This is a genomic window from Amycolatopsis sp. NPDC098790 (assembly GCF_044759945.1).
Taxonomy (GTDB): domain Bacteria; phylum Actinomycetota; class Actinomycetes; order Mycobacteriales; family Pseudonocardiaceae; genus Amycolatopsis.
In genome coordinates, this window is sequence record NZ_JBIWAI010000006.1 from 515,501 (window position 1) to 528,543 (window position 13,043).

Here is a 13,043-nt window from a genome sequence, read left to right on the forward strand (position 1 = left end):
GACGAGCGCATCGAGCGCGGTGATCCGCCCGGTCACGCAACGACACCGGTGGGAACTCCGGCAGCCCGGTGACCGACCATTGGAGTGTGAACTGCTCCGACTCGCGTGAATCGCTCTCGGCCCGGATCGACGGGGAGGAGCCCGCGGTGGCCGAGGACGTGCTCGATCGCCACCTGGCCGGGTGCCCGGAATGCCGCGCCTGGCAGGGGCGGGCGACCGCCCTGCGCCGGGCGGCTCTGGTCCGCGAAGCGCCGCGGGTTCCGGACCTCACGGCGCGGATCCTCGCCGAGGTGCCCGCACCCCGGCCGCGGCCGTGGCGCCTGCGGGTCGCCCTCGGGCTGGTCGCGCTGGTGCAGAGCGGGCTCGGGCTGGCCGAGCTGCTGGGCGCCGACGTCGGCCACGCCGTCCACGGCGGGCCGGCGCACCTCGGCAACGAGAGCGCGGCCTGGAACGTCGCGGTCGGCGTCGGGCTGCTGTGGGCCGCGCTGCGCCCGTCCGCCGCGGCCGGGCTGCTGCCCGCCCTGGGCGGGTTCGTGGTGCTGCTTGGCATCGTCTCCGGAGTTGACCTCTCGGCCGGGCAGGTCGCGGTCGATCGGGTGGCGTCCCACGCGCTGGTCGTCGCCGGCGTCGCCCTGCTCTTCGCGGTGCGACGGCAGCACTCGCGGCAGCCCGCCCCGCCGTCGGCCGACCGCGTGCCCGCGCCGGGAGCCGGCTGGACCGGCCGGTCCGGCGATGTCGCGGGGGACGAGCAAGGACAGCCGCAGCGGCGCCGGTTCCCCCAGCTGCCGACCGGCCGGCGCGCGGCCTGAACCCGCGGGAACCGAAGGGGCCCGGCAGCCGACTACCGGAGGGGGGACCCGACGACGAGGAGTGGGTGGTCATGTCCGAATACGGTTCCGGGATGCGGCACGTCGCGACCTTCTGCGGCCAGTGCGATTGCGGGTGCCCTGAGTTGTTCCTGGCCGACGGGGCGCCGGCGGAGCGCGAAGTGGTGATCACCGACGACTTCGGGCAGCGGATCGAGATGAGCCGCGAACAGCTCGCGGTGCTCGTCGCCGACGTGAAGTCGGGAGTCCTGGACGCGGTGCTCACCCCGGCGGGCTGAGCGGGCCGGCGGCGACCCCGGGAGCCCCGGTTACCGCAAGTCCACAATGGACTAAGTGGTTCCGGTCACCCGAATGCCGGGAACCAACCGCGCTCCCGGACCGACTTCTGCCGGAGGAGGGCGGCTGAGAGGAGCCTGATGTCCATCGACCAGCGCGAAGAACCGGCAGCGGCCGATCCCGCCGTCGAAGCGCCACCCGGGCAACGCTTCGGGTGGTCCGCGATCCGTCCGCTGCTACTGCGCCTGCACTTCTACGCGGGTGTCTTCATCGGCCCGTTCCTGCTGGTGGCCGCGGTCACCGGGCTGGCCTACGTGTGGGCACCCCAGCTGGAGCAGAGCGTCTACGACCACGAACTGCACGTCCCGGCGGCGCCCGGAACCGTTCCACTGGACCAGCAAGCCGCGACGGCGAAGGCGCTCGTCCCGGACGGCACCCTGACCGGCGTGCGCCCCGGTCCGGCACCGACCGACACCACGCAGGTCATCTTCAACCGGCCCGGCTTGGAACCCAGCTTCCACTGGACGGTGTTCGTCGACCCGCACACCGGTGACGTCCGCGGCCAGCTGGAGACCTACGGTTCGGGGCAGGCGATGCCGGTGCGGGGCTGGATCGACGTCCTGCACCGCAGCCTCCACCTCGGCGATTTCGGCCGCCTGTACAGCGAACTGGCCGCCAGCTGGCTGGGGATCGTCGTGCTCGCCGGGCTCGCGCTCTGGTTCGGCCGGCGCCGCCGCAAGCGTGCCGCCGCTCCCAGCCCGCGCGCGAAACTGCTGACCTGGCACGGCCGGACCGGCCTGGTCCTGGCCATCGGCCTGCTGTTCCTGTCCGCCACCGGCCTGACGTGGTCGCAGTACGCCGGCGACAGCATCACCGAACTGCGGTCACAACTGGACTGGACCAGCCCTTCGGTGTCCGCGACGGTTCCGGCGTCCCCAGGCGGCCGGGACATCGGTTTCGACGGCGCCCGCGAAGCGACGCTGCGAGCCGGGCTCACCGACCCGGTCGAAGTCCGCCCGCCGGCCGGACCCGGCAAGGGCTACGTCGTGGCGCAAATGGGCCGAAGCTGGCCGGTGCAGGCCGATTCGATGGCCGTCGACCCGGCGACCGGGACCATCACCGACACGCTCAGGTTCGCCGACTACAACCTCGCGGCCAAACTCAGCACGTGGGGGATCGACGCGCACATGGGCTTCCTCTTCGGGATCTGGAACCAGATCGTGCTGACCCTGCTGGCGGTCGCGCTGATCTGCGTGATCGTCTGGGGCTACCGGATGTGGTGGCTGCGCCGGCCGACGCGCGGCGAGGCCAGGGCCGGGCGGCCACCGGTGCGGGGCACGTGGCGGCGGATCCCGGGGAAGGTGCTGGCGCCGGCCCTCGTCGTGGTCGCCGTCGTCGGGTACTACCTGCCGCTGTTCGGGTTGTCGCTGCTGGGTTTCCTGGTCGTGGACGGCCTGCTCGAGGCACGCCGGCGGAAGGTGGCCGCATGATCACGGCGGAAGGCCTCCGGTGGATCCTGACCGCGACGTTCGTCCTCACGGGAGCGTTCTGCGCCTACCGCTGCCTGCGGCAGGGTTCGGCCGCCGAGCGGACCGGTGACGTGCTGCACGTGGTGATGTGCGTGGCGATGGTGGCGATGGCCTGGCCGGCGACCATGAGCGTCGCGCGCTGGCCGCAGACCGTGTTCTTCGTCCTGGCGGCGGTCTGGTTCGCGGGCGTCGCGGTCACCGGCGCCGCGCACGCGGGCCACGGCGGGCGCCGGGTGGCGGTCTACCACGTCGTCATGATGGCGGCCATGGCGTGGATGGTGTTCGTGATGCCGCGCGCCATGAGCGGGATGACGGGCCCGGGCGGCACGACGGAGATGGCGGGACACGAGGGGATGGCGATGCCCGCGGCCGGCGCCGCCGGATCCACTCCCGCGGATGTCACGACCGTCGCACTGGTGCTCGTGGTCGTCTTCGTCGTGGCCGGGCTGGTTTTCCTGAGCCGCGCGATCGACGACGCCCGCGCGTCGCGCCCCGCGTTGCGCTCGCTGGGCGGCGGCGCCAGCGGCGTGATGGCCCTCGGGATGGGTTTGATGCTGCTGACCATGGCCTGACCGTCCTGAATGGACTGTGTGGTGGCTCACAGGCGGGAACCCGCGCCGGGTCCGGCCCGACGGCTGTGGGGTGACGACGTCCCGGTTCCGCGACGTGGTCGTGACGGCGGTGGTGGCCGGGCTCGCCCTGGTGCTGCTCGTCGTCGCCACCGCGGGTGATCTGTACGCGCCTTTGGGCAACGCCGATCCGGGACCGCTGACCACCTACGGGTTCGCGGTGGTGCGGTTCGCGGCCGACGCCGCGGCGGCGGGGTGCTTCGGCGGGTTGGTGTTCGCCGCGTTCGTCGCACCCGGGCGCCGGGGCGGCGCGTTGTCGGCGGACGCTTACGCGGCAAGCCGTTTCGCCGCGGGCTGCGCGGCGTGCTGGCTGGCCGCGGCGGTGGTCGCGGTGCCGTTCTCGGCGGCGGTCGCCGCGGGCCTGCCGGTCGCGCGGGTCCTGCGCCCGGACGTGTTCCTGCCGACCTTGAGCGCCACCGAAGAGCCCAAAGCTTGGCTCTGCGTCGCGGTCGCGGCGGCCGTGGCCACCGCGCTGTCCTGGCCGGCGATGGCCTGGCGGACGGTCGTCGCGGCGGCGGTGGCCGCGGGCATGGGGTTGCTGCCGCTGGTGGCCGTCGGGCACGTCTCGGTGGGCGCCGGCCACGACGTGGCGACCAACGCGATGTTCTGGCACGTCCCCGCCGCGAGCGCGTGGCTCGGCGCATCGGTCGCGTTGCTGGCGAGACTGCGCCGTGGCCCCGGCGATCTGGTGCTGAGCCGCTACCACCGCCTGTCGGTGATCTGCTTCGTGGTGACCGCCCTCTCTGGTGCGGTGTCCGGGCTCGTGCTCGCCCGGCCGGACGGCTTGTTCACCCGCTACGGGCTGGTTCTGGCGGTCGAGACCGTGCTCGTGCTCGTCGCCGGACTCGGTGTGGCCGCGTGGCGCCGCGGCCGGGCGGGTGCCGGGTTCGTCGTGGCGGAGCTGGTTCTGCTCGCCTTGGGCACCGGTGGGTCGGCGGCGCTGACCGCGTTGGTCCCACCCGCTTTCGTGAACCACCCGGCCACCGTGCAGGAGACCGTGCTGGGCTACGGTCTGGACGCTCCGCAGACCGTGGCCCGGCTGCTCGGTGACTGGCGACCGGACCTGCTGTTCGGGCCGATCGCCTTGCTCGCGGTGACCGGGTACCTGCTCGGGGTCCGGCGGCTGCGGCGTCGCGGCGACCAGTGGCCGCCGGGCCGGGTGGTGGCCTGGCTCGGCGGCTGGGCGATCGTCGTGGTGGTCACGTCGTCGGGGCTCGGCGTGTACGCGCCGGGGACGTTCAGCCTGCACATGGTCACGCACATGGCGCTCAACATGTTCGCGCCCGTCCTCCTGGTGCTCGGCGGTCCGGTCACGCTGGCCCTGCGTGCGCTGCCCGCACGCGGCGACGTCCCCGGTCCCCGCGAATGGATCGCGTCCGTGCTGCACGCCCCGGTGACGCGGTTCTCCGCCCACCCCGCGGTGGCCGCGATCCTGTTCACCGGGTCGTTCTACGCGCTGTACTTCTCGGACCTGTTCGGCGAGGCCATGAAGTACCACTGGGCGCACCAGCTGATGAAGCTCCACTTCCTGGTGACGGGTTACCTGTTCGCCTGGGTCGTGGTCGGCGCCGACCGGACGCCGCGGCCGCTGCCGCACCTGGTGCGGCTGGGGATGCTGTTCGCGGTGATGCCGTTCCACGCGTTCTTCGGCGTCATCCTGATGAGCAAGCAGACGGTGATCGCCTGGACCTACTACCACTACCTCGCGCTGCCGTGGGCCGGTGACCTGGTCGCCGACCAGCGCCTCGGCGGCGGGATCGCCTGGGCCAGCGGGGAAATCCCGATGGTCGTCATGGTCGTGGCCCTGCTGGTGCAGTGGTCGCGCGACGACGAACGGAAGGCCCGCCGGGCCGACCGCGGCGGCGAAGCCGACCGCGACGCCTACAACGCCATGCTCGCCGAACTCGCGGCACGCCGGAACTGAGGAGAACCATGACCACCGCCACCCCGGTCACCGGGGACGTCCGCACGGTCGACCTGGCCGTGACGGGCATGACGTGCGCCGCCTGCTCGGCGCGCGTCGAACGCACCCTCAACAAGCTCGACGGCGTCCGCGCGTCGGTCAACTACGCCACCGAACGCGCCACCGTGCACGTTCCCGCGGCGCTCGAGGACGACGTCCTGATCGAGCGCGTCCGCAAAGCCGGCTACGGCGCTCACGTCCACGGCGAGAACGACGACGATCTGACCCTCAAGCGGGTGCGCGACCTGCGCCGCCGGCTGATCGTCGCCGCGGTGCTGGCCGTGCCGCTGTGCGACCTGTCGATCACCCTCGCGCTGGTTCCGTCGCTGCGGTTCCCGGGCTGGCAGTGGCTTTGCCTTGCCTTGGCCGTCCCCGTCGTGTTCTGGGCGGCATTGCCGTTCCACCGCGCGACGCTGCGGAACCTGCGCCACCGATCGTCCGGTATGGACACTCTAGTATCGCTGGGCGTGCTGGCGTCCTTCTTCTGGTCGGCGTGGGCGACGCTGTTCGGCGGGCACGAGCCGGGTTACTGGGTCGGGTTCGGGCCGACCGCGGCCGGTGCGGACGCGATCTACCTCGACGTCGCCGCCGGGGTGACGACGTTCCTGCTGGCCGGCCGGTACTTCGAGAGCCGGTCCCGGCGCAACGCCGCGGGGTTGCTGGCCGCGCTGGACGCGCTGGCCGTCAAGGACGTGCGCGTCCTGCGTGACGGCACCGAGCTGCTGGTGCCGGTCGGTGAGCTGGTCGTCGGCGACCGGTTCGTGGTGAAGCCGGGGGAGGCGTTCGCCGCCGATGGACTCGTCGACAGTGGACGGTCCACTGTGGATGTCAGCGCGGTCACCGGGGAGCCGGTGCCGGCCGAGGTCGCCGCGGGTGACCGGGTGATCGGCGCCTCGGTGAACCGCGAGGGACGGCTGGTCGTGCGCGCCACCGCGGTCGGCACGCACACCCAGCTCGCGCAGATGACCGCGCTCGCCGAGCAGGCCCAGGCGCGCAAGGCGTCGGTCCAGCGGCTGGCCGACCGGATCTGCGCGGTGTTCGTCCCGGTCGTGCTGGTGCTGGCCCTGCTCACCCTGGGCGGGTGGCTGCTGACCGGCAACCCGGTGCGGGACGCCTTCACCGCGGCCGTGTCGGTGCTGATCATCGCCTGCCCGTGCGCATTGGGCCTGGCCACGCCGACCGCGCTGATGGCCGGCGTCGGGCGTGGCGCGCAGCTGGGCATCCTGATCAAGGGCCCGGACGCTCTCGAGGCCAGCCGCGAGGTCGACACCGTCGTGCTGGACAAGACCGGCACGGTGACCACCGGCCGGATGACCGTCACCGGCTGCCACCCGGCCCCGGGGCGCAGCCGCGGCGATCTGCTGTGGTTCGCCGGAGCCGCCGAGTCCGGTTCCGAGCACGCGATCGCGGCCGCCGTGGTGACGGCCGCGCGCGCCGAACTGCCCGGCTTGCCCGGGATCGGCGCGTTCACCGCGCTGCCCGGTCTCGGTGCGGAGGCCACTGTGGACGGTCACGCCGTCCTCGTCGGAAGTCCCCGGTTGTTCGCCGAGCGGGGCATCACCGTGGCGTTCGACGTTCCCGCCGGGGTGGCCGTGCCGGTCCTCGTCGCGGTCGACGGCGAGCCGCTCGGGCTGATCGAGGTCAGCGACGTCGTCAAGCCTTCCGCCGCGGCAGCGGTGGCCGCGTTGCGTGAGCAGGGGCTTCGGACGGTGCTGCTCACCGGCGACCACGAGGTGGCGGCGCGGGCGGTCGCCGCCGAGATCGGCGTCGACGACGTCCGCGCCGGCGTGCTGCCCGCGGACAAGGCCCGCGTGGTCGAGGAACTGCGGTCGGCCGGTGCCCGCGTCGCGATGGTGGGCGACGGGATCAACGACGGCCCGGCACTGGCCACCGCCGACCTCGGGATGGCGATGGCGCGCGGCAGCGACATCGCGCTGCGGTCCGCGGACGTGGTGCTCGTGCGGGACGACCTGCGCGTGGTGCCGGACGCGATCCGGCTCGCCGACCGGACCCTGCGGATCATCCGCGGCAACCTCGCGTGGGCGTTCGGCTACAACGTGGCGGCTTTGCCGCTGGCGGCCTCGGGGTTGCTCAACCCCCTCATCGCGGGCGCGGCCATGTCGCTCTCGTCGGTGCTGGTGGTGTCGAACAGCCTGCGGCTGCGGTCGTTCGACGGCTCCGGTGGATCAGCCGACGGCTGAGTGACGGACGGGGAGGTCGCGCATCGCCGCCGCGAGGTCGTCGCGGGCCCGCGCGACCCGGGAGCGGATCGTGCCGACCGGGCAGCCGCACACCGCCGCGGCGTCCGCATAGGACAGTCCCAGGGACTGGGTCAGCACGAAGGCGTCCCGCCGGTCCGGTTCGAGCGCGGCGACGAGGTGGTCGAGCAGCACGCGTTCCTCGAAGGCCGTGTGCTCCGGTGACCCGGCGCGGCTCCCGGCGGCCTGCCAGTCGGCGAGGGTGGCCGGACGCGGGCGGACCCGCAGCGCGCGGATGTGGTCGGCAACCACTCGCCGGGCGATCGACAGCAGCCACGTGCGCGCCGAGGCGTCCCCGCGGAAGCGGCTCAGGCCGCCGAGGGCCCGGACGTAGGTCTCCTGGGTCAGGTCGTCGGCGGACTGGGTGTCGCACAACCCGGCCACGAACCGCCAGACGTGCGGCTGGGTCGCGCGCAGGAACCGCTCGAGCGCGACCCGGTCGCCGCGCCCGGCGAGCCGCGCCCACTGGGTGATCTCGGCGTCATCCGAGGAATGTGGCCTCACACCGGCTAGTACGCGGCCCGGGCCGGGATGGTTCAAAAGATTTCGGCTCGGGTCGCGGGAACCATTTCGCGATCCGAGCCGACCTTCTTGTCACGGCGAGGCCACTGCCTCGTCACGAGACGGCCACGGGGCCGGGAAGGTGCGACGATGACTCAGAGCACGTACGTGGTGACGGGAATGACTTGCGGGCACTGCGTCGCGTCGGTCAAGGAAGAGGTCGGCGAGCTGCCCGGGGTTCGTGACGTCGACGTCGACCTGAACTCGGGCCGCGTCCTGGTGACCAGCGAAGGCGCGCTGGCGCTGGAGCAGGTCGAGGGCGCCGTCCAGGTCGCGGGCTACCAGCTCGTCCGATGACCGGGAGAGGCCGTCATGCCGACTTCGGCCAAGGTGAGCGGGTTCGCGCTGCTGCTGGGCTTGGTGTTCGGCCTGGCCTGGCTCCTGGGGAGCCTCGTGGGCCCGAGCCCCGCACCACACCCATCGCCGCCCTCGGTGCCCGGTATGCAGATGCCCGGCACGCCGTAGCGCCGGCGACGGTGGCGCTGCCCGCGCAGGCCGATCCGCCGGCGCCGGCAGCTTTGTCCGCGCAGGAAGCCCTGGCGGCGCCGACTGCTTCGTTCGTCTCGATGGCTTTGCCCGCGCAGGAGGCGCTTGCTGCTTCGCCCGCGCCCGCGCCCGCGCCCGCGCCCGCGCCCGCGGCCCGGCCCACGCCGGCCGCACAGCCCGCCCCGGTCGGCGAAGAGATCGAGCTCGTCATCGGCGGCATGACCTGCGGTTCGTGCGCGGCGCGGATCGAGCGCAAGCTGAACCGCCTCGACGGTGTCGAGGCGGCGGTCAACTACGCCACGGAGAAGGCGCTGGTCTCGGTGCCGGCGGCGCTGACGGTCGAGGACATCGTCCGGACGATCGAGGCGGCCGGCTACACCGCCCAGCCACCCGCGCCACCCGAGCCGGAAGCCGCCGAGCCCGCCGAAGCGCCGCCCGACCTGCTGAGGCAGCGGCTGCTGGGCTCGGCCGTGCTGGGCGCGCCGGTGATCCTGCTGGCGATGGTGCCCGCTCTGCAGTTCCCGGCCTGGCAATGGGTTTCGCTCGTGCTGGCCACCCCCGTGGTCGTGTGGGGCGCCTGGCCGCTGCACCGTGCGGCCTGGACGAACCTGCGTCACGCGACCGCGACCATGGACACGCTGGTGTCGATGGGCGTCGCCGCGGCTTACCTCTGGTCGCTCTACGCGCTGTTCTTCGGCGGCGCGGGCGTCATCGGGATGCGCCACGAGTTCGAGCTCACGCTCGCCGCCGACCACAACCTCGACGGCATCTACTTCGAGGTCGCCACCGGCGTCACGCTGTTCATCCTCGCGGGCCGGTTCTTCGAATCCCGATCCCGCCGCCGGGCCGGTGCCGCGCTCCGCGCCCTGCTGGACCTCGGCGCGAAATCCGTCTCCGTCCTCCGGAACGACCGCGAAGAGCGGGTGCCGATCGAGCAGCTGCGTGTCGGCGAGCGGTTCGTCGTCCGGCCCGGGGAAAAGATCGCGACCGACGGCGTCGTCGAGGAAGGCGATTCCGCCGTCGACCTCAGCCTGGTCACCGGCGAGGCCGTCCCAGTCGAGGTTTCGGCGGGGACGCACGTCGTCGGCGCCACGGTCAGCATGAGCGGCCGCCTGGTGGTGCGGGCGACCCGTGTCGGCGCGGAAACCCGCCTCGCGCGGATCGCGGCGATGGTGGAACGCGCGCAGAGCGGCAAGGCCGACGTGCAGCGGCTGGCCGACCGCGTCTCCGCGGTGTTCGTCCCGGTCGTGATGGCGCTCGCGATCGCCACCTTGGGTTTCTGGCTCGGTTCCGGCGCGGACACCGCGGCGGCGTTCACCGCCGCCGTCGCCGTGCTGATCATCGCCTGCCCCTGCGCGCTCGGCTTGGCGACACCGACCGCGCTGCTGGTCGGCACCGGCCGCGGCGCCCAGCTCGGCGTCCTGGTCAAGGGGCCGGAGATGCTCGAATCGACGCGCCGGGTGGACACCGTCGTGCTCGACAAGACCGGCACGGTGACCACCGGGAAGATGAGCCTGGTCGCCGTCCGGACCGTCGACGGCGTCCCGTCCGACCTTGCGCTGCAGCTGGCGGGCGCGCTGGAAAACGCTTCCGAGCACCCGATCGCCGACGCCGTGGTGTCGGCCGCGTTGCGGCGGTTCGGTTCGGTGGGGGAGGTGCGGGAGTTCCGCAACGTCGCCGGGTTCGGTGTCCTCGGCCGGGTCGACGGCCACCGCGTCGTCGTCGGCCGTCCCGAGCTGATGCACCGGCTTTCGGTGCGGTTGCCGTCGTCGTTGCTGGCGGTGAAGCGGAAGGCGGAGCAGGCCGGGCACACCGCGGTGATCCTGGCGTGGGACGGGTTCGCGCACGCGGTGCTCGTGGTGGCCGACACGGTGAAACCGACGTCGGCGCCGGCGGTGTTCCAGCTGCGCCGGCTCGGGTTGACGCCGATCCTGCTCACCGGCGACAACGAGGCCGTGGCGCGGGCCATCGCTCGCGAAGCCGGGATCACCGAGGTCATCGCGGACGTCTCGCCGGAGCAGAAGGTCGAGGTGATCGCCGACCTGAAAGCTCAGGGGCACGTCGTGGCGATGATCGGCGACGGCGTCAACGACGCGGCCGCCCTCGCCTCGGCGGACCTGGGGCTGGCGATCGGCACCGGGACCGACGCGGCGATCGAAGCCGGCGACCTGACGCTGGTGCGCGGCGACCTGATGGCCGCGGTGGACGCGATCCGGCTGTCCCGCCGGACCCTGGCGACGATCAAAGCCAACTTGTTCTGGGCGCTGGCGTACAACGTGGCCGCGTTGCCATTGGCCGCGGCGGGGTTGCTCAACCCGATGATCGCCGGTGCCGCGATGGCGTTGTCGAGCTGCCTGGTCGTGTCGAACAGCCTGCGCCTGACCCGGTTCCAGCCGGCCGGCGACCCGGCCGCGCGGTCATCCCGGCAGGTCGCCGGTGTTCGCGAACTCGAGGCGTTTGGCGACTGAGACGGCTTGGTCGGCGAAGCGCTCGTAGAACCGGGTGGTCAGGGCCGCGGTGACGGCGGTGCGCTGGTCGTGCTGCCAGTTCTCGCCGGTGATCGCCGCCAGGAGGTCCGCGTGCAGCGCGTCGACGGCCTCGTCGGCCTGGCGCAGCTCGGCGAAACCGTCGGTGCCGGCGCGGACCTGACCGGCGACCCGCTCGGCCATCTCCGCGTCGAGCCGGCCCATCCGTTCGAAGGTCGGGATCAGGTCGGCCGGTACAGCGGGGTCGGGGTGGGCGAAACGAGCGGTGTCGGCGACGTGCGCAGCCAGGTCACCCATGCGCTCGACCTTCTCGGCGCAGTAGACGACGGCGAGGACCCGGCGAAGATCGCCGGCGACCGGAGCCTGGAGGGCGAGCAGGGCGTAGGCGTCTTCTTCACACTGGGCGCGCAGCGCGTCGAGGGCGTCGTCGCCGGCGATGACCTGCTGGGCGAGGTCGAGATCGGCGTTCACCAGCGCCTCGGTGGCGCGCTGCATCGCGTGGGCGGCTGCGTCGCACATCTCGGCCAGGTGCCCGGTGAGGCGCTGCAAGTCGTTGTGGAAACCTTCGCGCATAGCCGGCCATCCTACCGGGGTTGCGGTGGCCGAAGTCGCACGGGAGACGAGGTGAGCCGGCCGGAGGGTCCCGGACGGCTCACTTCACCGCTCTCGCACTGGTTACGCGAAGTAGTGCGACTCGACGTTGAGGAAGAAGTCGGGCAGGAAGTCGCCGCCGTTGATCGGGGGGGGGGATGTAGCCGCACTGACCGCTGAAGCCCGGATCGGTGCAGGTGATCACGAAGAGGTCCGGGTCGCCGTTGAAAGCGCTTTCGCTGTTGTTCGCGATCGGTTCGCCGACTCCGGGTGCCCACACGAAGTAGAGGACTCCGGCGTAGTTCGGCACGTTCCGGAAGATGTCGACCATGCTGCCCTGGAAGCCGGTCAGCCGGAACAGGCAGAACTCGAACACCTCGCAGACGCCGTTGCCCGGTGAGACGTTCGTGGTGGCGTCACCGCGTTTCTTCACCGGGCTCGGTGCCTTGCCCTGGCTCACCGAGGCGGTGGCGGTGTCGGGCGTGGGGGCGGCTGCGGCCGGTCCCGCCACCGCGCCCATGGCGAGCGCGAGCGCGCCGAACAGGATCCCGGCTCTGACGATGATTCTTCGCATCGGTTCTCCGATCTCTGGGTCCGCGCGGCGGTCGGCCGCGCCGGTTCAGGGGGCGATCAGCCGGCGGGACAGCGCCAGCTCCGCGTCGTTGGCCTGCCGGATCCGCTGCAGCTGCGCGCGGTTGCCGCCGACGAGGCCGTTCTGGATCGCGGCTTCGGCGGTGAACCACACGCCGACCAGGTTGGTGCGCCGCTTGCACTCGAGGTCGGCGCCCGCGGTCGCGATCTCCCCGGCCGCGGGCTCACCCGGTCCGGCGAACCGGCGGTCGGCCGGCGGCGCGAGCGGGTCGTCGTAGCCGAACCCGTTGACGCGCATGCATTCCGACCACTTCCGGAAGACGTCCACCACCTCCGGGGCGCGGCGCGATCCGGCGAAGCTCTGCGCGGCGAGCCGGCGGGGGAGGTCGCGGTCGAGGCCCGGGTCGCCGCGTCGTTGCTCTTCGCCGGCCCGCGCGGCACATCCCCGTGGGCCGTCCAGCGCCGCCTTGGCCGCGGCGTCGAGCGCGGGCGGCGGCTTGTCGGCGACCGGTTCGCGGTCGCCGAGCCCGTAGCCCGCCACCGCGGCGAGGTCCGGGTCGGTGAGGCCGTAGCGGCGCTCGTTCCAGGTCCGCGGGCCCTTCGGCGCCGCGTCGGCACGCGCCGGGTAGTCGACGCCGGCCGCGGTCATGCACCGCCGGATCAGCAGTCCCCTGGCCGCGCTGAGCTCGCGCAGCTCGGCCGGGGCCAGCAGGTAGTCGTCGAGCGGCAGCCGGAGATCGGCGCTGCGCAACAGCGCCGGCGGCGCCGTCACCGGCGCGGGGGCCGAACAGCCGGCCAGCAGGGCGACGGCGAACGCCACCGTGATCAGCTTCCGCATGCGTCCTC

13 protein-coding genes are annotated in these 13,043 nt (G+C 73.0%); 9 read left to right on the forward strand and 4 right to left on the reverse strand.

What is annotated here, in order from left to right; genetic code table 11:
• The first annotated feature begins 86 nt into the window (after positions 1-86).
• From ACIQWX_RS39465 to ACIQWX_RS39490, 6 genes are all read left to right on the forward strand, one after another.
• Positions 87-809 (forward strand): zf-HC2 domain-containing protein, encoded by a 723-nt coding sequence (locus tag ACIQWX_RS39465; protein WP_400882413.1) that lies wholly within the window; start codon positions 87-89, stop codon positions 807-809.
• 71 nt (positions 810-880) lie between these two features.
• On the forward strand, positions 881-1,105 hold the full coding sequence (locus ACIQWX_RS39470; protein WP_400882416.1) for a hypothetical protein: 225 nt from the start codon (positions 881-883) through the stop codon (positions 1,103-1,105).
• Between the two features lie 138 nt (positions 1,106-1,243).
• The gene (locus tag ACIQWX_RS39475; protein ID WP_400882419.1) at positions 1,244-2,593 is read left to right on the forward strand and encodes a PepSY-associated TM helix domain-containing protein; all 1,350 of its coding nucleotides are present in this window, start codon (positions 1,244-1,246) and stop codon (positions 2,591-2,593) included.
• A complete protein-coding gene (locus ACIQWX_RS39480) occupies positions 2,590-3,204 on the forward strand; it encodes a DUF5134 domain-containing protein (protein ID WP_400882422.1) in 615 nt (204 codons plus the stop codon). Before ACIQWX_RS39475 ends, ACIQWX_RS39480 begins: the two co-directional genes overlap by 4 nt.
• Before the next feature lie 70 nt (positions 3,205-3,274).
• The gene (locus ACIQWX_RS39485; RefSeq protein WP_400882425.1) at positions 3,275-5,185 is read left to right on the forward strand and encodes a cytochrome c oxidase assembly protein; all 1,911 of its coding nucleotides are present in this window, start codon (positions 3,275-3,277) and stop codon (positions 5,183-5,185) included.
• A gap of 8 nt (positions 5,186-5,193) precedes the next feature.
• On the forward strand, positions 5,194-7,425 hold the full coding sequence (locus tag ACIQWX_RS39490) for a heavy metal translocating P-type ATPase (RefSeq protein ID WP_400882427.1): 2,232 nt from the start codon (positions 5,194-5,196) through the stop codon (positions 7,423-7,425).
• Here ACIQWX_RS39490 and ACIQWX_RS39495 read toward each other — a convergent pair.
• Positions 7,411-7,986 (reverse strand): sigma-70 family RNA polymerase sigma factor, encoded by a 576-nt coding sequence (locus ACIQWX_RS39495; protein WP_400882430.1) that lies wholly within the window; start codon positions 7,984-7,986, stop codon positions 7,411-7,413. The two genes, ACIQWX_RS39490 and ACIQWX_RS39495, sit on opposite strands and share 15 nt — an antisense overlap.
• A 147-nt stretch (positions 7,987-8,133) precedes the next feature.
• On the opposite strand from ACIQWX_RS39495, the gene ACIQWX_RS39500 reads away from it, so the two are divergent.
• The 3 genes from ACIQWX_RS39500 to ACIQWX_RS39510 all read left to right on the forward strand — a co-directional run bounded on the left by ACIQWX_RS39500 (position 8,134) and on the right by ACIQWX_RS39510 (position 10,997).
• On the forward strand, positions 8,134-8,340 hold the full coding sequence (locus tag ACIQWX_RS39500; RefSeq protein ID WP_400882433.1) for a heavy-metal-associated domain-containing protein: 207 nt from the start codon (positions 8,134-8,136) through the stop codon (positions 8,338-8,340).
• A gap of 15 nt (positions 8,341-8,355) precedes the next feature.
• Entirely contained in the window at positions 8,356-8,508 is a 153-nt protein-coding gene (locus ACIQWX_RS39505; protein ID WP_400882436.1) for a hypothetical protein, read from the forward strand.
• A 239-nt stretch (positions 8,509-8,747) separates the two neighbouring features.
• Positions 8,748-10,997 carry a heavy metal translocating P-type ATPase gene (locus ACIQWX_RS39510; RefSeq protein WP_400883117.1) on the forward strand — a complete coding sequence of 750 codons (2,250 nt, stop codon included), beginning with the start codon at positions 8,748-8,750 and terminating at the stop codon, positions 10,995-10,997.
• On the opposite strand, the gene phoU is transcribed toward ACIQWX_RS39510, so the two are convergent.
• The 3 genes from phoU to ACIQWX_RS39525 form a co-directional block, all read right to left on the reverse strand.
• On the reverse strand, positions 10,947-11,588 hold the full coding sequence (gene phoU, locus ACIQWX_RS39515) for a phosphate signaling complex protein PhoU (RefSeq protein WP_400882439.1): 642 nt from the start codon (positions 11,586-11,588) through the stop codon (positions 10,947-10,949). The two genes, ACIQWX_RS39510 and phoU, sit on opposite strands and share 51 nt — an antisense overlap.
• Positions 11,589-11,667: 79 nt before the next feature.
• Positions 11,668-12,180, reverse strand: a complete 513-nt coding sequence (locus ACIQWX_RS39520; protein WP_400882442.1) for a peptidase inhibitor family I36 protein — start codon at positions 12,178-12,180, stop codon at positions 11,668-11,670.
• A 45-nt stretch (positions 12,181-12,225) separates the two neighbouring features.
• A complete protein-coding gene (locus ACIQWX_RS39525) occupies positions 12,226-13,035 on the reverse strand; it encodes a hypothetical protein (protein WP_400882445.1) in 810 nt (269 codons plus the stop codon).
• Positions 13,036-13,043: the final 8 nt, after the last annotated feature.